This window comes from Streptomyces sp. NBC_01390 (genome assembly GCF_045040105.1).
Lineage (GTDB): Bacteria > Actinomycetota > Actinomycetes > Streptomycetales > Streptomycetaceae > Streptomyces.
Genome location: NZ_CP109551.1, coordinates 10,307,676 through 10,326,184, shown reverse-complemented (window position 1 = coordinate 10,326,184; position 18,509 = coordinate 10,307,676). Strand labels below are relative to the sequence as shown.

The following is an 18,509-nucleotide window of genomic DNA, read 5'->3' as shown; positions in this document are numbered from 1 at the left end:
AACCCCAAGGCCACCACGACCACCACGACCACCACGACCACCGAGGACGCCATGCCGGTCGCCCCCCTGCCCAGCACCGCGCAGCCGGCCGCGGACCCGGACCTCAGGGCGACGGGACTGCGGCTGTCGTACGACAACCGGGTGGTCGTGGACGGCCTCGACCTGGCCGTGCCGCCGGGCCGGATCACGGCCATCGTCGGCGCCAACGCCTGTGGGAAGTCGACGCTGTTGCGGGCCCTGGCCCGACTGCTCGCCCCCCGCGAGGGCACCGTCCACCTGGACGGCCGGGCCCTCCAGTCCATCCCCACCCGGGAGTTGGCGCAGCGCCTGGGCATCCTGCCCCAAGGCCCCGTCGCGCCCGAGGGGTTGACGGTCGTCGACCTCGTCAACCGGGGCCGTTCACCGCACCAGACGTGGTGGCGTCAGTGGTCGAAGGCCGACGAACAGGCCGTGCACGAGGCGCTCGCCGCGACCAACATGACCGACCTCGCCGATCGCCCGGTGGACGAGCTGTCCGGCGGCCAGCGGCAGCGGGCGTGGATCGCGATGGCGGTCGCCCAGGGCACGCCCGTACTCCTCCTCGACGAACCGACGACGTATCTCGACCTGGCCCACCAGATCGACGTACTGGACCTGATCACGGACCTCAACCGCCGCGAGAACCGCACGGTCGTGATGGTCCTGCACGACCTCAACCAGGCCTGCAGGTACGCCGATCACGTCGTCGCCATGAAGTCCGGCCGGATCGTGGCGGAGGGGCCGCCGGCGGAGGTCATCACGGCGGAGACGGTCGAGGACGTCTTCGACCTGACGTGCCGCATCACCCTCGACCCGGTCAGCAACACCCCCATGGTGATCCCGATGGGCCGCCACCATCAGGATGTACGTGCTAAGACGTCCCCATGATCTTGAGAGCCGAGCGAACCGACGCGCGCACCTGGCCTGTTGAGCACCTGAAGGAACTCTTCAGCGAGAGCTTCCCGGAGTTCATCACGGCTGACCGGCTGGTGTCGGAGTACATAGGCCGGGTCCGGGAGTGGTTCCCTGCCTGGGACCTCACGTTGGTGGACGAGCGTGAAGTGCCGGTGGCGGCGGGTTGGGGCGTACCGGTCCGCTGGGACGGGTCGGTCGAGGACCTGCCGTCCGGATACACGGACTCGCTGGTGCGGGCCGTCGAGGGACGGGAGCGGGGCGTGGCACCGGACACGCTGGTGATCTGCGGCGCGGTCGTCACGCCCGCGCTGACGGGGCGTGGGCTGGCCGGCGAGACGCTGATGGCGCTGCGCGGGGCCGCCCTGGAGGCCAGGCTGGTCCGGGTCGTCGCGCCCGTCCGTCCGACTACCAAGGCGCGCTATCCCCTGACGCCCGTCGAGACCTTCATGCGCTGGCGCCGCCCCGACGGGTCGGCCCTCGACCCGTGGATCCGTACGCACGAGCGACTCGGTGCCGAGATCCTCGCCGCGGCCCCCGTCTCCCAGACGATGACCGGCACGGTCGCCCAGTGGGAGAAGTGGACCGGGCTCGACCTTCCCGAGTCGGGCGAGTACGTCATCCCGGACGGCCTGGGGCTGCTGCGCGTCGACCGTGCCCGCGACGAGGGCATCTACCAGGAGCCCAACGTCTGGATGCGGCACCTCTGACACCCACCAGGGGTCGGCTAGAGCCAGGCGCCGGCCCGGATCCCGTAGACCACGTTCCGGCGCAGCGGTCCTTCCGGGACTGTCGGGTCGTCGAAGTCCTTGGCCGGGGCGTGGGTCATGCCGAGGCGGCGCATCACCGCCTGCGAACGCAGGTTGGTGGCCGTCGTGATCGCCAGGACCTCTTCGAGGCCGAGGCCCTTCTCGTCGAAGGCGTGGGCCAGCACCGCGCGGGCGGCCTCAGTCGCGTATCCGTGCCCCCACGCCCGCCGGGCCAGCCGCCAGCCCGCCTCGACGCCGTCGAACGCCATGTCTGCGTCCACCGGATCCAGCCCGGCGAAGCCGACGAACTCCCCCGTACCGGTGACCTCCACCGCCCACCAGCCCCAGCCCCGTTCGTCGAGGTCGGCCTGGAAGCCGGCGGCGGAGGCCTCGCTCTGCTCGCGGGTGAGGATGCCCCCGAGGTGCTCGCGGACCTCGGGGTCAGCGTTCATGGCCGCCCAGGGAGCGAGATCGGAGTCGCTCCAGGAGCGGAGGACGAGGCGTTGGGTTCGCAGATCAGGCATGACGCCATCCTGACGTGATCACGCACCCGCGTCGAACGGGAATCGGTCCGCCCGCACGCCCCACCGCCCCTCCCCCGGGTCAGGGCCGTGCCGTCAGATACCCGCCCATCGTGCGGAAGTACTCCGTCGCCGCGATCTCCGACCCGCCCTCGGTCCGCACCCGCTTCACCAGCAGGCCCCGCAGCCGCCCGTTCCGGGCCTCCGTGCCCGCGACCACGACGATCCCGTCGCCCTCGCGGATGAAGATCCGGCCCGGTGTGCCGCCGTAGCAGCCCTCGGACACCTCGGCCTCGACGATCCGTATCCGCTGCCCCTTGTGATGCGTGAAGGCGTTGGGGTACGGGTCCGACTGGGCGCGGATCAGGCGTTCCAGGTCCTCGGCCGGCCAGGTCCAGTCGATGCGGCTGTCTTCCAGGGACCGCTTGTGGAAGAAGCTCGCCCTGCTGCGGTCCTGGGGGATCCACTCCGCGCGGCCGGAGGCGATGAGCCCGAGGGACTCATGGACGACCGGTGTGATCAAGTCCACAGTGCGATGGAAGAGGTCGGTCACCGTGTCGCGCGCACCGACCGGCACCGCCCGCTGAAGCAGCACGTCACCGGCGTCCAGCTCGGCGTTCATCCGGTGAGCGGTGACACCGACCTCCCGTTCGCCGTTGATCAGCGCCCAGATCAGCGGGGAGAAGCCCGCGTACGCCGGGAGCAGCGAGTCGTGGATGTTGAGCGTGCCGTGCGCCGGGAGGTCGAAGATCTCGGGGGGCAGGACTGTGCGCCAGTTGTTGGCGACGATCAGGTCCGGCGCCAACTCCCGCAGTGCGGCGAGGAGTTCGGGGTCGTCCGGACGGTTCCGCAGCAGGACCGGAATGCCGTGCTTCTCGGCGAGGTCGGCCACCGAGTCGTCCCAGATCTTCTCGTACACGTGGTCGCTCTTGGGGTGGGTGACCGCCATGACCACCTCGTGATCGGAGTCCAGCAGCGCCTGGAGCGTGCGATGCCCCCAGGTCTGATAGCCGAACATGACGACCCGCATAGTCGATCCTTCCGTAGGACACACCATTGCAAGGTAAGGCTAACCTTATTTAACATCAGTGGCGCCTAGGGGAAGGGAAGTTGCGGTGAACGCACTGCACGATGAACCGGACGCCGTCCATGACGTGCTCGGTATCGGCTTCGGTCCGTCAAATCTGGCGCTGGCCATAGCCATCGCGGAACACAACGCACAAGCCGCGCCCGAGGAGCGGATTCGCGCCGAGTTCCTGGAACGCCAGCCACGGTTCGGCTGGCACCGGGGCATGCTCATCGACGACGCGACCATGCAGGTGTCCTTTCTCAAGGACCTGGTCACCATGCGCAACCCGACCAGCGACTTCAGCTTCCTGTGCTTCCTGCGGGACCGCGGCCGGCTGGTGGACTTCCTCAACGCGAAGACGCTCTTCCCGCTGCGGATCGAGTTCCACGAGTACTTCGAGTGGGCGGCGGCCCGGGTCGCGGACCAGGTGACGTACGACGCCGAAGTGGTCTCCGTGGAGCCCGTGCTGACGGAGAGCGGCGAGGTCCGCTGGTTCGACGTCGTCACCGGCGTGCCGGGCGATCCGGAGCGTACGGTGGTGCGCCGGGCCCGCAACATCTCGGTGGCCGTCGGTCTCGAACCGCATGTCCCGCCGGGAACCGCACTGTCGGACCGCATCTGGCACAACAGCGAACTGGTGCCCCGCACCAGCGAGTTGACCGCCACGGGTGCCTCGGTGGGCCGCATTCTCGTGCTCGGCGCGGGTCAGAGCGGTGCCGAGGCGGTCGACTATCTGCACCGCTCCTTCCCCGGCACCGAGGTCTGCGCGGTGTTCGCCAAGTACGGCTACACACCCGCCGACGACAGCCCCTTCGCCAACCGGATCTTCGACCCGGAGGCGGTGGACGTCTACTTCCGGTCGCGGCCGGAGGTGAAGCAGTCCCTGCACGACTACCACCGCAGCACCAACTACTCGGTGGTCGACATGGACCTGATCGAGACGCTGTACGCCACCATGTACCGCGAGAAGGTCCAGGGCACCGAGCGGCTGCGGATGCGCAACGTCTCCCGCATCCGGGACGTCGAGCAGCTGGACGACCGGCTGGACGTCACCGTCGAGTATCTCCCCACCGGAGAACGGGAGGTGCTCTCCTGCGACGTGCTCGTGCACGCCACCGGCTACCGCCCCCGGGACCTCGACACCCTGCTCGGCAGAGCGGCCAAGCTCTGTCTGCGGGACGACAACGACGCCGTACGGGTCGGCCGTGACCACCGGGTCGAGGCCGCACCCGAGGTCACCGCAGGGATCTACCTCCAGGGTGCGACCGAGCACACGCACGGTCTCACCTCGACCCTGCTGTCGACGACCGCCGTGCGCTCGGGAGAGATCCTCGACTCCCTGCTCACGCGTCGCAGCGGTGACGTCGTCGCCAGCACTGGGCAAGCGCTGTAAACTTAGGGTAGCCTCACCTACGTTTTGGGCCCGCCCGAGTGCACGCGCACACCCGTACTCAGGCAGGCCTCAGCCCCCAACTCGGGCCTTTCCGGCCTCCACTGTCGTCCGATCCCGGAGGGGTACGGGTGAGTAGTCCTTCACAGCCGTCGGGGCGGGACGTCCTGCGCCAGTCGGTCCGTGGACAGCGGCGTGACGTCGCGCTCGGCGCGCTCCTCGGCTCCGGCCACCAACTGGGCGAAGTGCTGGTGCCGGTCGTGATCGGCCTGGTCATCGACCGCGCCGTCACGGGCTCCGACACCGGCGCCCTGCTGAGCTGGCTCGCCGCACTCGCCGTCATCTACGTCGGCCTCGCGCTCAGCTGGCGTTTCGGCGCCTGGTCCACCGAGCGGGCCGCCGCCCAGGCCGAACACACCCTCCGCATCACCCTCGTCCGCCGGATCCTGGCTCCCGGGGGCGGCGCCGAGGAGGGCCGGCTGCCCGGCGCCCTCGCCAACATCGCCACCGAGGACGCCAAACGCGTAGGCGCCGTCAACATGGCCGCCATGGCCGGGATTTCGGCCCTCGCGGGCATCCTCGTGGGCGCGGTCGTCCTGCTGCGCATGTCCGTCACTCTCGGCCTGGTCGTACTGCTCGGCACGCCCGTGCTGCTGTGGCTGGGCCATCTGCTGAGCAAGCCGCTGGAAGCACGCAGCGAGGCCGAACAGGAACGGGCCGCGCACGCCTCGGCCGTCGCCGCCGACCTGGTGGCCGGCCTGCGTGTCCTCAAGGGCATCGGCGGCGAGTCCACCGCGCTGGCCCGCTACCGCGCCACCAGCGGCGACTCCCTCCAGGCCACCCTGAAAGCCGCCCGCGCACAGGCCTTCCAGAGCGGCATGGTGCTCGGCCTCACCGGGTGCCTGATTGCCGCCGTCGCTCTGGTCGGCGGCCGGCTCGCCGCCCAAGGGGACATCAGTCTGGGCCAGTTGGTGTCGTCGGTCGGGCTCGCCCTGTTCCTTCTGGGCCCGCTGGAGGTGCTCGCGTGGGTCAACGCCGAGCTCGCCCAGGGCCGGGCCTCCGCGACCCGGATCGCCGAAGTACTGGCCGCCCCGCACGCCGTCACCCCGGGCGCGGGCACCCTGGCCCGGCCGGTGCGCGGCGCGGTCCGCCTCACCGGTGTCAGCCACGGCGGCCTGAGGGGCGTCGACCTCGACATCGCACCGGGTGAGCTGCTCGGCGTGGTCGCGACCGACCCCGCGCACGCTACCGACCTGCTGCGCTGCCTGGCCCGGCAGTGCGACCCGGAGGCGGGCACCGTCGAACTGGACGGCATACCCCTGCGGGACCTCGACCCCGCCGAACTGCGCACCGCCCTGCTGGTGGCCGAGCACGACGCCGACCTCTTCGAGGGCACCGTCCGAGGCAACGTCACGGCCGCCGCCCCCGACGACGCCGACCCCGAACCGGCGATGACCGCGGCCGGCGTCGCCCAGGTCGCGCAGACCCTCCCGGACGGCGAGAACACGGCGGTCAGTGAACGGGGCCGCTCACTCTCCGGAGGGCAGCGTCAACGCGTCGCACTGGCACGGGCGTTGGCGGCCGAGCGGCCCGTCCTGGTGGTCCACGATCCGACCACCGCCGTCGACGCGGTCACCGAGGCGGGCATCGCCACCGGCGTCCGGGAGCTGCGCAAGGGCCGTACGACGGTCCTGGTGACCAACAGTCCCGCGCTGCTGTCGGTCACCGACCGGGTCGTACTGCTGGAGAACGGGCGGGTCACCGACACGGCCTCGCACGCGGATCTGATCCACCGTCATGAGGCCTACAGAGCGGCGGTGCTGGCATGAGCGACAACGAACTGACCGCCGGATCACGGGAGTTGCTTCCCACCGCGACCACGGCCCGTACCCGCGCCGCCGTCCGTGAACTGGTCCGCCCGCACCGCCCCCTCGCCATCGGCGCCTTCGCCGTGCTGGTCGCGGCGACCGCGGTCGGGCTGCTCGTCCAGCCGCTGCTCGGCCGCATGGTGGACCTCGTCGCCGAGCACCGTCCGCCCGACGATCTCACCCTCCCCGCCGTCCTCCTCATCCTGGTGGCCGTCGCCCAGGGCGCCGCCACCGCGCTCGGGCTGTCCCTGGTGTCCCGGCTCGGGGAGACCGTGCTGGCCCAGTTGCGCGAGCGGTTCGTCGAGCGGGCACTGCGGCTGCCCCTGGAGCAGGTGGAGAAGGCCGGCTCCGGCGACCTCAACGCCCGTGTCACCAGGGATGTCTCGGTGGTCGGCGAGGCGGTGCGGGGGGCGCTGCCCGAGCTGGCCCGCTCGCTGCTCGCCATCGTGCTGACCTTCGCCGCCCTGGCCGTCCTGGACTGGCGCTTCCTGCTGGCCGCGCTGCTCGCGGTGCCCATCCAGGCGGGAACCGCACGCTGGTACGTACGCAACGCCGTCCCCCTGTACGCCGAGCAGCGCATCGCCACGGGCGCCCAGCAGCAGCAGTTGCTGGACACCATCGCGGGCGCCGGCACCGTACGGGCGTTCGGGCTGGAGGAGTCGCACACCGGGTCCGTCACCCGGCGCTCGTCCGCCGCCGTCGCGTTGACGATGCGGGGCGTGCGGCTGGTGCTCGACTTCTACAACCGGCTGCACATCGCCGAGTACACCGGCCTCACGGCGGTCCTGGTCACCGGGTTCCTGCTGGTGCGCGCCGACTCCGTGTCCATCGGTACCGCCACGGCCGCCGCGCTCTACTTCCACAGCCTCTTCGGCCCGGTCAACCAGGCCCTCGCGCTGCTCGACGACGCCCAGTCAGCGACAGCGGCACTGGCCCGGCTGGTCGGCGTCACGGACATACCGGCCGCCGAGTCCGCTCCCCCGGCCCCCACGGCGCAGCACCGCGAGGCGGGCACGGTCACCGTCACCGGCGTCCACCACGAGTACGTGTCCGGGCGTCCCGTCCTTCGGGACGTGCATCTCACGCTGGCCGCCGGGGAGCGGGTCGCGCTGGTGGGGTCGAGCGGCGCGGGCAAGACGACGCTCGCCAAGCTCATCGCGGGTGTGCACGAGCCGACCTCCGGCACGGTCCGGCTCACCGGCGCCTCGACGTCCCCCGGCGGTCTGCCGGTTGCCCTCGTCACCCAGGAGACGCATGTCTTCGCGGGCCCGCTCGCCGACGACCTGCGGCTCGCCCGCGCCGACGCGACGGACGAGGCCCTGCGTGCGGCCCTGACCGAAGTGGCCGCGCTGGACTGGGTGTCGGCGCTGCCCGAGGGCCTGGCCACCGTCGTCGGCGAGGGCGGGCACCGGCTCACCGCCGCCCAGGTGCAGCAACTCGCCCTGGCCCGGCTGGTGCTGGCGGATCCGCCGGTCGCCGTGCTGGACGAGGCGACGGCCGAGGCCGGCAGTTCCGGCGCACGCCTGCTGGAGAAGGCGGCCGACCGGGCGATCGAGGGCCGTACCGCGCTCGTGGTCGCCCACCGGCTCACCCAGGCCGCCGACGCGGACCGGATCGTCGTCATGGACGGCGGCCGGATCGTGGAGAGCGGCACCCATGACGAGCTGTGCGCGGCGGCCGGAACCTATGCCCTGCTCTGGCAGGCCTGGTCCGGCACCCGTTCGCCGGCCGAGAAGCCCCCCACGCGTCCCCGCACCGATACGACCACCACCGTGAAGGACCACTGATGTTCGGCTCTCCCAGAGGCACTCGGCTCGCCGCGGCGCTCACCTCCGTACTGCTTCTCTTCGGCACCGCAGCCGCCTGCGGCTCGGGCGACGACTCCGGCGCGGCGGGCCCCGCCGCCGACGCGTCCGCCAACTCCGCCTTCCCGGTGACCCTTTCGCACAAGTACGGCAGCACCACGATCAAGTCCGAGCCCAAGCGGATCGTCACGGTGGGACTGACCGACCAGGACGCCGTGCTCGCGCTGGGCAAGGTGCCGGTCGGTACGACCGAGTGGCTGGGCGGCTACAAGGGCGCGATCGGCCCCTGGGCGGCGGACAAGCTGGGCAGCGCGGCGGCGCCGACCGTCCTGAAGGACACCGGCACCGGCCCGCAGACCGAGAAGATCGCCGCGCTCCGGCCGGACCTGATCCTGGCCGTCTACGGCGGTCTGACGAAGGCACAGTACGACACACTGTCGAAGTTCGCCCCGGTGGTGGCCCAGCCGAAGGAGTACAACGACTACGGCGTGCCGTGGCAGAACCAGACCGAGATCATCGGCAAGGCGCTCGGCCAGGAGTCCAAGGCGAAGGAACTGGTCGCCGGGGTCGAGTCCGACTTCAAGAAGGCCGCGGCCGAACACCCCGACTTCGCCGGTGCCACCGCCGTGATGGCGACCCCGTACGAGGGCATCTTCGTCTACGGCAGTCAGGACTCGCGCTCGCGCGTCCTCACGGACCTCGGTTTCAAGCTGCCCACCGACCTGGACAAGGTCATCGGTGACGAGTTCGGGGCCAACATCAGCAAGGAGCGCACCGATCTCCTCGACACGGACGCGATCGTGTGGATCGTCTCCGACACCACCAAGGACAAGGCGGCGCTGCGCAAGAACGCCCTGTACGCGGACCTGAAGGTGGCCAAGGAGGACCGCGAGGTCTTCGTCAAGGAGACCAGCGACTACGGCAACTCCGTGTCGTTCGTGTCGGTGCTGAGCCTGCCGTACATGCTGGAGCGGCTCGTCCCGCAGCTGTCGGCGGCCGTCGACGGCAAGACGGCCACGAAGGTGACCGAACCGGCCGGCTGACGAGCTGACGTGGTGACGGTTCGTCACATGGTGGTGGCCCGGCCGGAGTTCCGGCCGGGCCACCGCCGTCCGTCAGTACCTGCGGCTCAGGTGGTGGGCTTGATCTGCCACTGCTGGCAGTTGTTGCCCAGCCAGGACCACTGGCGTACGTCGGCGCCGTTCGTGGTGGAGCAGTCGGCGACGTCGGCGACCTTGCCGGTGGACTCGTTGACGATCCGGACGTAGTCGCCGGTGGCCGTGTAGACGAGCCTGAACTTCTGGCAGTTGTTGTTCAGCCAGGACCACTGGCGCAGATCGGTGCCGTCCGCCGTGGCGCAGGCCGCGGTGTCCATCACCTTGCCGGTGGCGACGTTGACCAGTCGACTGGTGTCGTCGGCCTGGTCCTCGATGCGCCACTTCTGGTTGGTGCCGCCGTTGCAGGTCCACTGAAGAATGTTGGTGCCGTCGGCGGTGTTCCCGCCCTCCACGTCAAGGCACTTGCCGCTGTTGCGGTTGACCAGCGTGTACGCGGTCGGGGTCACGGCACTCTCGCCGGACGGGCCGGGCGATGTCGTACCGAGGGCCACCGGAGTACCGAAGTTCGGTGTGCCGTCCGCGTTCCAGGTGAACTTCTGGGCTCGGGTGGTGCGGCCGTTGCCGCAGCCGCCCGAGGCCGAGTCGTTGGCGTGGTAGACGATCCAGTTCTCGGTGCCGTCGGGCGAGGTGAAGAACCCGTTGTGGCCCGGCCCGTAGACCCCGGCGGCGTCGTTGCGCTGGAAGACGGGCGTCTGCTTCTTCGTCCAGGAGGACGCCAACAGCGGGTTGGTGCCCGTGAGTTCGAGCTGACCAAGCTTGTAGTCGGGGGTCTGGCAGTAGCTCGCGGAGAAGGTGAGGAAGGTCCGGCCGTCGTGGTAGAGCGGTTCGGGTCCCTCGTTGACAGCTGCCCCGGAGGTCTCCCAGCTCAGCGTGGGCTGGGAGATGAGGCTGAAGGTGGAGCCGCTGACCGTGTACGGGTTGGTCATCGGCGCGATGACCAGGCTCTGCCTGCTGCCGCCGATGGCGCCGCTGCCGACCAGGTAGAGCTTGTTGTTGTACGTGAGCACGGTGGCGTCGATGAGCCAGCCGCCCGGGTCGAGGTTGGACCCGGTGAGCTGGTTCTTGAAGGTGTACGGGCCCATCGGATCGGTGCCGGCGCTCTCCACCACGTAGGTCCGCTGCTGGTCACAGCAGGCGGCGCCGATCGGCGCGCCGGAGTAGTACAGGTACCAGTGGCCGTCGAAGAAGTGCAGTTCGGGCGCCCAGAAGTTGTTGTTGCGGGTCGAGGTGGTGTCACTCCAGACCTGCACGCTGGGAGCCGTCGCGAGCCCGGCCAGAGTCGGCGACTTGCGCATGGTCAGGACGCCGGTGAAGGACGTGGTGACCAGGTAGTAGCTGCCGTTGTAGTACTCGAGCCAGGGGTCGGCGCCCTTCTGCGACTTGACGGGGTTCGTGTACGGACGCCCCTCGGCCGCGGCGGCGGGCTGCAGGCCGACGACAGGTACGAGCAGCGCCAGCAGCGCCGCCAGGAGGGTCAGCCAGTGACGGGTACGAAACACGAATGGCCCCTTCTCATGGTCACATTGTTCGAAATTCCGGACGTCGTGCGTAACTTCGACCAGAACATAGGTACACGGGTTGCATACGTCAACGGTTGTGGCAGGTTCCGTTCCGTTTGGCATGTCTCGCGCGGAAAACAAGTTGTCCGACCTGTCGAACGTCGTTCGAAAACTCTTGACGCCCCTGGTCGCACCGATTGACACTCTCGCAACGCGCGGACACACAGACGAAATCTGCTGTCTCCCGTTACCGCACCCCGTGTCCGAGCAGAGGAAGCCGAAACGATGCAACTCGCGAGATCACGCGGCCGCAGCAGACCCTGGTCGGAGAGGCTCGCCGGCGTGACCGCCGCATCGCTTCTGCTGGGCCTCGCGGGGCCGTTGGCCCTGGCCGTGCCCGCTCACGCCGCCGCGTCGGACATCACCGACGGTCTGGCCCTCTGGTACAAGCTCGACGCAGCTTCCGGCACCACGGTCACCGACTCCTCGGGCAACGGCCGTACGGGCACGGTGAACGGGACCACCGGCTGGTCCAACTCCGGTGACGGGCTTGCCTTCAACGGTTCCGACACCTACATCAAGGTGCCGGACAACATCATGAGCGGGATGAACTCGATCTCCGTCTCGATGGACGTGAAGGTCGACTCCACCCAGTCCAACCCGTACTTCATCTACGGCTTCGGCAACACCAGCGGCACCGCCGGCAACGGCTACCTGTTCACCACGGGCAACTCGTACCGGACCTCCATCGCCAGCGGCAACTGGTCGACGGAGCAGACGACACGGACCGCGGGCACCAACCTGCAGCGCGCGGTCTGGAAGCAGATCACGTACACGCAGACCGGCAACACGGGCGTGCTCTACGAGGACGGCGTGGAGGTGGGTCGCAACACGGCGATCACCCTCACCCCCGGCTCCATCGGCTCGGGCACGACCACCGCCAACTACATAGGCAAGTCGGTCTACCCCGGCGACAACCTGTTCAAGGGCAACATCCGCGACTTCCGGGTCTACGACCGGGCGCTGGCGAGCACGGAGGTCGAGGAACTCTCCCTCCCCATCGCCGCGCAGGGCGTCGCCGCCGACAAGGCGGCCCTCACACTGGGCGACACGAGCGCTGTGACCGCAGACCTGACGCTGCCGAGCGCGGGCCCGGCGGGCGGCTCCGTCATCACCTGGGCGACCGACAGCGCCTCCGTGGTCTCGTCCTCCGGCGCGGTCACCCGCCCGGCCGCCGGTCAGCCGGACGGCCACGCCACGCTCACGGCGACCCTGAAGAAGGGCCCGGTGAGCGACACCAAGACCTTCGACGTCACGGTCCCGGCCACCTTCGACGACACGACGGCCACCCAGCAGGCCGCCGACGCGCTGACCGTCCCGAACCTCGACGACATCCGCGGGAACGTCACGCTGCCGTCAACGGGCGCCTACGGCACGGCGGTTACCTGGTCCTCGGCGAACCCGGACGTCATCGCCACCGACGGTGTGGTCCACCGCCCCGCGCACGGCGCCGGCGGCACCACGGTCGACCTGACGGCGACGATCACCAAGGGCACCGCCACCGCGACCCGCACCCTGACGGCCAAGGTCCCCGAACTCCCCGCGAAGGCAGCCCTCAAGGGCTACATGTTCAGCTACTTCACCGGCGAGGGCACCTCGGACGGCGAACAGCTCTACGCGGCCCTCAGCAAGGGTAACGACCCGTTGAAGTGGCGGGAGTTGAACGACGGCAAGCCCGTCCTGACCTCCACGCTCGGCGAGAAGGGCCTGCGCGACCCGTTCATCATCCGCTCCCCCGAGGGCGACAAGTTCTACCAGATCGCCACCGACCTCAGGATCTACGGCAACGGCGACTGGGACGCCTCCCAGCGCACCGGCAGCAAGTCCATCATGGTGTGGGAGTCCACCGACCTGGTCCACTGGACCGACCAGCGCCTGGTGAAGATCTCCCCCGACTCGGCCGGCAACACCTGGGCGCCGGAGGCCTTCTACGACGCCAAGCTCGGCTCGTACGTGGTCTTCTGGGCCTCGAAGCTGTACGACAACGCCGACCACTCCGGCGACACGTACAACCGCATGATGTACGCGACCACCCGGGACTTCCGTACCTTCAGTGAGCCCAAGGTGTGGATCGACCGCGGCTACTCGGTCATCGACTCCACGATGATCAAGGACAAGGACACCTACTACCGCTTCTCCAAGGACGAGCGGAACAACTCCTCCTCGACGCCCAACAGCAAGTTCATCTTCGAGGAGAAGAGCGACTCGATCCTCAACCCGTCCTACGACTTCGTCGCCGAGGGCATCGGCAAGGGCGCGATGAGCGCGGCCGAGGGGCCGCTGGTCTTCAAGTCCAACTCCGAGGAGAAGTGGTACCTGTTCGCCGACGAGTTCGGCGGGCGCGGCTACATCCCGTTCGAGTCGACGGACCTCGCGTCGGGTGTGTGGACTCCGTCCACGGGCTACGACCTCCCCTCGAAACCCCGCCACGGCACGGTACTTCCGGTCACGCAGGCGGAGTACGACCGGCTGCTGAGCACCTACCAGCCGGACCAGATCATCACGAGCGCGGAGAACGTCAAGGTCGAGACGCGCATCGGTGAGGCCCCCGTCCTCCCGGCCACCGTCATCGCCGAGTCCGCGGACGGCGTGAAGCGGCCCGTCGCGGTCACCTGGGGACACGTGGACCCGTCGCAGTACGCGCAGGCCGGCACCTTCACGGTGACGGGCGACCTCGCGGGCGACTCCGCCATCGCGGTCAGCGCCGAGATCACGGTCTCCGCCGAGGGCCCCGACATCCCGGCCGACCTGCTTCTGCACTACGACTTCGACGAGACCGGCGGCAGCATCGCCCGCGACTCCAGCGGCCACGGCTTCCACGGCACCTACGTCCGTACGCCCGACTTCGGTACCGGCGTGCACGGCGGCTCGTTCAAGATGTCCGGCGGCAACAGCAGCTCCAGCTCGCCTTACGTGAAGATCCCCAACGGGGTTCTCAAGGGCACCACCAGCGTGACCGTCTCCACGTACGTCAAGTGGAAGGGCGGCGACAACTTCCAGTGGCTCTTCGGTCTCGGCCCGGACAACAACAAGTACCTGTTCGCCTCGCCCTCCAACGGCGCCGGCAAGCTGTTCTCCGCGATCACCAAGGCCACCTGGTCCGGTGAGAAGCAGATGATCGGCGGCTCCCCGCTCACCGCCGGCGAGTGGCAGCACGTCACCGTCACCCTGGACGGCGCGACCGAGACGGCGATCCTCTACCTGAACGGCGCCGAGACGGCCCGCGTGAGCGGTGTCACCATCAAGCCGTCCGAGCTGTACGACGCCTCGAAGGACTACTCCGGCTACATCGGCAAGTCGATGTACTCCCCGGACCCCTACTTCGGCGGCGAGGTCGACGACTTCCGGATCTACAACCGGGCCCTCACGCCCGCCGAGGTCCTGGAGCTCGGCGGCAACACCACCGGGATCGCCGCGGTGACCCACCCGGCGCTCAAGGTCGACGCGATCATCAACGACAAGGACAGCAAGGTCGTCCTGCCGCTCAACCCGGGCAGTGACGTCAAGGCCCTGGCGCCGCAGTTCACCCTGGCCCACGGCGCGAGCATCAGCCCCGCCTCCGGCACCCTGCGCGACTTCAGCAAGCCGCTGACGTACGAGGTCACCGGTTCGGACGGCAAGAAGCGCACCTGGACCGTGTCGGCTGTGGAGATGAGGAGCCCGGTGCTGCCGGGTCTGAACGCCGACCCGAACATCGTGCGCTTCGGCGACACCTTCTACATCTACCCGACCACCGACGGCTTCGAGGGCTGGAGCGGTACGCAGTTCAAGGCGTACTCCTCCACCGACCTGGTCCACTGGAAGGACCACGGCGTCATCCTGGACCTCGGTCCCGACGTCAGCTGGGCCGACAGCCGCGCCTGGGCGCCGACCATGGAGGAGCGGAACGGCAAGTACTACTTCTACTTCTGCGCCGACGCGAACATCGGCGTGGCGGTCTCGGACTCCCCGACCGGCCCGTTCAAGGACGCCCTGGGCAAGCCGCTGCTGAAGGCGGGTGACCACCCGGGCCAGATGATCGACCCGGCGGTCTTCACCGACGACGACGGCCAGTCGTACCTGTACTGGGGCAACGGCCGCGCCTACGTGGTCCCGCTCAACAACGACATGGTCTCCTTCGACGCCTCGAAGATCACCGACATCACCCCGAGCGGCTACAACGAGGGCTCGTTCGTCATCAAGCGGGGCTCCACCTACTACTTCATGTGGTCGGAGAACGACACCCGCGACGAGAACTACCAGGTGGCGTACGCGACCGGTTCCTCGCCGACGGGCCCCTGGACCAAGCGCGGGGTGATCCTGCAGAAGGACCTCTCCCTGGGCATCAAGGGCACCGGCCACCACTCGGTGGTCCACGTCCCGAACACCGACGACTGGTACATCGCCTACCACCGCTTCGCCATCCCCGGCGGTGACGGCATGCACCGCGAAACGACCATCGACAAGCTGGAGTTCGACGCCGACGGTCTGATCAAGAAGGTCGTCCCGACCCTGTCGAGCATCGACCCGGTGACGATCGTCCACGCGGGCGCGGACACGACGGGACCGGAAGGCAGCGCGATCCCGCTCACGGGCAGCATCTCCGGGGCAGGAACCCCGAGTTGGAGCGTGAGCGCGGCGACCCCCTGCACGTTCTCCAGCCGGACCACGATCCCGACCACCATCACCTGCCGGGACAACGGCACGTACGAGGTCACACTGACGGGCGGTCGCAGCACGGACACCCTGACGGTCACGGTCTCGAACGCGCCCCCGTCGATCACCTCGGTCCAGGGCCCGAAGACCCCGGTCCAGGCCGGCAAGAACACCCCGGCCCGTATCTCGGCGAAGTTCACCGACCCGGGCAGCGCCGACACCCACACCTGCACGATCGACTGGAAGGACGGCACCACCCCGACGGCCGGCAAGGTCACGGGCGGCACCTGCGAGGCGAGCCACGCCTATCTGAAGGCGGGAATCCTCCGCCCGACGATCACGGTGACGGACGACGACAAGGCCTCGGCCACCGCTCAGCTCCCCGAGCTGATCGTGTACGACCCCAAGGCCGGCTCGGTCACGGGCAACGGTGTGATCGCTTCCCGGCCGGGCGCCTACCCGGCCGACCCGAAGCTGACCGCCAAGGCGGCCTTCTCCTTCGGCGCCTCCTACGGAAAGGGCGGCGCAGTCCCGACAGGCACGGCTTCCTTCGACCTGAAGGCACCCGGGAAGTCCAAGGCAGCGGTGCAACTGCGCGGCACGTCCTCGGACTGGCTGGTGATCACCGGTTCCACGGCGGTCTACCAGGGTTCCGGCAAGGTCAACGGCAAGGACGGCTACGCCTTCCGCATCACGGCGACGGACAAGCCGGACACGTTCCGCATCCAGATCTGGAAGAAGTCCTCGGGCGTCGTCGTGTACGACAACCGCACGGGGACCGCGACCAAGGGCATCGTCCTCCGCCGCTAGGCCGGCGGCACAGGTAGCGCCGGACAGCTGGAACTGAGGGCGCGCACACCGAGTCGGGCTTCATCGCCCACTCGATGTGCGCGCCCTCTCCTCGTCCGGTGCGGTCACTGGGCGACGGGCCATCCGCTGCTCCAGTTCAGAAGGTTGATGCCGAGCTTCGGAGCACCGTTGCCCTGGCCGTCGTAGTAGTGATAGACGATCAGATCGCCGTCCGCGTCGTGCATGACCGACTGTCCGCCGGGGCCGATGTACCGGCCGTGCGACTCCAGCACGGGCGTCCCGCCGTTGTTCATCATGGCGACGCCGTTCCTGTCGTAGTACGGGCCGGTGACCCGCGTGGCCCGGCCGACCTTGACCTTGTACGTGGAGCTGGTGCCGGCGCAGCAGGTGTCGTACGAGGCGAACAGGTAGTAGTAGCCGTTCCGTTCGACGAGGTAGGGAGCCTCGACGGCCTTGGTTCCCGTGGGGCGTGCGGCGAGCGAGTAGCGGGCGGTGTCGGAGGAGAGCTGTTTTCCGGTCGCCGGGTCGATCTGGACCATTTTGATCCCGGTCCACCAACTGCCGAAAGACAGCCACCACTTGCCGTCGTCGTCGACGAAGAGGTTGGGGTCGATGGCGTTGTAGTCGTTCGACGGACTGGAGGTGTACACGATGCCCTGGTCGGTCCAGTTGCCTGGTCGGCCGCTCGGCGATGTCGCCAGCCCGATGGCCGAGTTCTGCGAGCCGAAGGACGAGACGGAGTAGTACATCAGGTACTGGCCGCCGTGGAACGAGATGTCGGGGGCCCAGGCCTCCGGCACGGAGGAGTAGGTGCGCCACCAGCTCGGCCTGACGGAGAAGGCGTCCGCGCCGCCACTGAAGGAGACGCGATCGCTGGAAGCACGATTGCCGATACCTCCGCCGGTGGCATAGAGCAGATACTGGCCGGACGAGGTACGGATCATCGTCGGGTCGTGGACCACGATCGAGCCGGTGACACTGCCCGGATTCGGATACGCGGACGCCGAGCTCGGGACGAGCGCGAGCAGGATCGCCGCGGGGACGGCGAGGAGAGCGGTTCTGCGGGAGGTGGGGCTCACGCGGATCCTCCTTGTGTGCGGGGACGAGGGGGGACGCTCCCGTTCAGGCAAATCCAGCCATGTTCGAAATGGTGAACACCGGTCACGGCATCGAACGGGACCGTAGAGACGAACCCCTTGCGCGTCAACGGTTCGCGCAACGACTCCCCCGGCACGACCGGCGTCGGATCACGTGGTCACCAGGAAACCTCGACCAGGACGAACACAAAAACGGGCCTGCCGCTTCCGGCAGACCCGCTGATGAACACCGTCGGGACGACAGGATTTGAACCTGCGACCCCTTGACCCCCAGTCAAGTGCGCTACCAAGCTGCGCCACGTCCCGGTGTGATGACCCGCGGTTGCCCCGCGTGATCACGCGAACAGAACCTTACCCCACGTTAGCGGCTGCCCCGAAGGCGGCGGGGAGCGCGCGACAATCGGGGTATGAGCGGTGCGTCGGAGGATCGGGCAGCAGTGGACGGGCGGGACCGGGACGAGGAGGGGCGGGCACGCAACGCACGGCCGCGGGACGGCCTCGGGCGTCCGCTGCCGTACGGCGAGCGCGGGGTCGCCCGGCAGCCCGAGGGCGTCGTACGCCGTCCCGAGGACAGCGTCGCCGAGGCGCAGGCGTTGCTGGACGCGGGGAAACCGTTCCACGCGCACGAGGTTTTCGAGGACGCCTGGAAGTCGGGGCCAGAAGAGGAGCGCGGCCTGTGGCGGGGGCTCGCGCAGCTGGCCGTGGGACTCACGCACGCCGCACGAGGGAACGTCACAGGCGGCGTCCGGCTGTTGCGGCGCGGGGCCGGCGCGGTCGAGGAGTGGGCGGCGGTGGGTGCGCGCCCGCAGCCGTACGGGATGGACCTCGCCGGTGTCGTCGCCTGGGCACGGGAGCTGGCCGCGGAGGTCGAGCAGGAGGAGGCCCCGGTCGTCGATGCGGGAGACCGGGCGCCCCGGTTGTCGAGCCGTACCGTCGGCGGCTGACCCGGCCCGCCTGC

The 18,509-nt window shown here is 69.3% G+C and carries 12 protein-coding genes and 1 tRNA gene; 8 read left to right on the top strand and 5 right to left on the bottom strand.

Annotated features, from left to right (window positions below):
- Positions 1–51: 51 nt before the first annotated feature.
- Both OG241_RS46180 and OG241_RS46175 read left to right on the top strand, forming a co-directional pair.
- Complete coding sequence (locus OG241_RS46180; RefSeq protein WP_405826810.1) at positions 52–906, top strand: ABC transporter ATP-binding protein; 855 nt, start codon at positions 52–54, stop codon at positions 904–906.
- A complete protein-coding gene (locus OG241_RS46175) occupies positions 903–1,640 on the top strand; it encodes a hypothetical protein (protein WP_405824635.1) in 738 nt (245 codons plus the stop codon). Before OG241_RS46180 ends, OG241_RS46175 begins: the two co-directional genes overlap by 4 nt.
- A 17-nt stretch (positions 1,641–1,657) precedes the next feature.
- Here the strand turns inward: OG241_RS46175 and OG241_RS46170 are convergent, their stop codons facing one another.
- Together OG241_RS46170 and OG241_RS46165 are read right to left on the bottom strand one after the other, a co-directional pair.
- Positions 1,658–2,203 (bottom strand): GNAT family N-acetyltransferase, encoded by a 546-nt coding sequence (locus OG241_RS46170; protein WP_405824633.1) that lies wholly within the window; start codon positions 2,201–2,203, stop codon positions 1,658–1,660.
- A gap of 79 nt (positions 2,204–2,282) precedes the next feature.
- Positions 2,283–3,230, bottom strand: coding sequence for a methionyl-tRNA formyltransferase (locus tag OG241_RS46165; RefSeq protein ID WP_405824631.1), 948 nt, complete (start codon positions 3,228–3,230; stop codon positions 2,283–2,285).
- Between the two features lie 85 nt (positions 3,231–3,315).
- Here OG241_RS46165 and OG241_RS46160 point away from each other — a divergent pair, with 85 nt between their 5' ends.
- The 4 genes from OG241_RS46160 to OG241_RS46145 all read left to right on the top strand — a co-directional run bounded on the left by OG241_RS46160 (position 3,316) and on the right by OG241_RS46145 (position 9,375).
- Complete coding sequence (locus tag OG241_RS46160) at positions 3,316–4,662, top strand: lysine N(6)-hydroxylase/L-ornithine N(5)-oxygenase family protein (RefSeq protein WP_405824629.1); 1,347 nt, start codon at positions 3,316–3,318, stop codon at positions 4,660–4,662.
- A 128-nt stretch (positions 4,663–4,790) separates the two neighbouring features.
- Positions 4,791–6,488: an ABC transporter ATP-binding protein gene (locus tag OG241_RS46155; RefSeq protein ID WP_405824627.1), complete on the top strand. Its 1,698-nt coding sequence runs from the start codon at positions 4,791–4,793 to the stop codon at positions 6,486–6,488.
- Positions 6,485–8,314: an ABC transporter ATP-binding protein gene (locus OG241_RS46150; RefSeq protein ID WP_405824625.1), complete on the top strand. Its 1,830-nt coding sequence runs from the start codon at positions 6,485–6,487 to the stop codon at positions 8,312–8,314. The genes OG241_RS46155 and OG241_RS46150 overlap by 4 nt, the downstream gene beginning before the upstream one ends.
- On the top strand, positions 8,314–9,375 hold the full coding sequence (locus OG241_RS46145) for an iron-siderophore ABC transporter substrate-binding protein (protein ID WP_405824623.1): 1,062 nt from the start codon (positions 8,314–8,316) through the stop codon (positions 9,373–9,375). Before OG241_RS46150 ends, OG241_RS46145 begins: the two co-directional genes overlap by 1 nt.
- An 86-nt stretch (positions 9,376–9,461) precedes the next feature.
- On the opposite strand, the gene OG241_RS46140 is transcribed toward OG241_RS46145, so the two are convergent.
- A complete protein-coding gene (locus tag OG241_RS46140; RefSeq protein WP_405824621.1) occupies positions 9,462–10,949 on the bottom strand; it encodes a family 43 glycosylhydrolase in 1,488 nt (495 codons plus the stop codon).
- A 285-nt stretch (positions 10,950–11,234) separates the two neighbouring features.
- On the opposite strand from OG241_RS46140, the gene OG241_RS46135 reads away from it, so the two are divergent.
- Positions 11,235–16,454, top strand: coding sequence for a family 43 glycosylhydrolase (locus OG241_RS46135; RefSeq protein WP_405824619.1), 5,220 nt, complete (start codon positions 11,235–11,237; stop codon positions 16,452–16,454).
- 104 nt (positions 16,455–16,558) lie between these two features.
- Here OG241_RS46135 and OG241_RS46130 read toward each other — a convergent pair whose 3' ends face one another.
- Positions 16,559–17,533: an arabinan endo-1,5-alpha-L-arabinosidase gene (locus tag OG241_RS46130; RefSeq protein ID WP_405824617.1), complete on the bottom strand. Its 975-nt coding sequence runs from the start codon at positions 17,531–17,533 to the stop codon at positions 16,559–16,561.
- A 250-nt stretch (positions 17,534–17,783) separates the two neighbouring features.
- Positions 17,784–17,857: transfer RNA gene (locus tag OG241_RS46125), tRNA-Pro, on the bottom strand.
- Positions 17,858–17,958: 101 nt separating this feature from the next.
- On the opposite strand from OG241_RS46125, the gene OG241_RS46120 reads away from it, so the two are divergent.
- Entirely contained in the window at positions 17,959–18,495 is a 537-nt protein-coding gene (locus OG241_RS46120; RefSeq protein WP_405824615.1) for a DUF309 domain-containing protein, read from the top strand.
- Positions 18,496–18,509: the final 14 nt, after the last annotated feature.

Bases quoted from the DNA above. Each gene is read 5' to 3' on its own strand.
- OG241_RS46180 (WP_405826810.1), top strand. From the start codon at position 52: ATGCCGGTCGCCCCCCTGCCCAGCACCGCGCAGCCGGCCGCGGACCCG.
- OG241_RS46175 (WP_405824635.1), top strand. From the start codon at position 903: ATGATCTTGAGAGCCGAGCGAACCGACGCGCGCACCTGGCCTGTTGAG.
- OG241_RS46170 (WP_405824633.1), bottom strand. From the start codon at position 2,203: ATGCCTGATCTGCGAACCCAACGCCTCGTCCTCCGCTCCTGGAGCGAC.
- OG241_RS46165 (WP_405824631.1), bottom strand. From the start codon at position 3,230: ATGCGGGTCGTCATGTTCGGCTATCAGACCTGGGGGCATCGCACGCTC.
- OG241_RS46150 (WP_405824625.1), top strand. From the start codon at position 6,485: ATGAGCGACAACGAACTGACCGCCGGATCACGGGAGTTGCTTCCCACC.
- OG241_RS46145 (WP_405824623.1), top strand. From the start codon at position 8,314: ATGTTCGGCTCTCCCAGAGGCACTCGGCTCGCCGCGGCGCTCACCTCC.
- OG241_RS46135 (WP_405824619.1), top strand. From the start codon at position 11,235: ATGCAACTCGCGAGATCACGCGGCCGCAGCAGACCCTGGTCGGAGAGG.
- OG241_RS46120 (WP_405824615.1), top strand. From the start codon at position 17,959: ATGAGCGGTGCGTCGGAGGATCGGGCAGCAGTGGACGGGCGGGACCGG.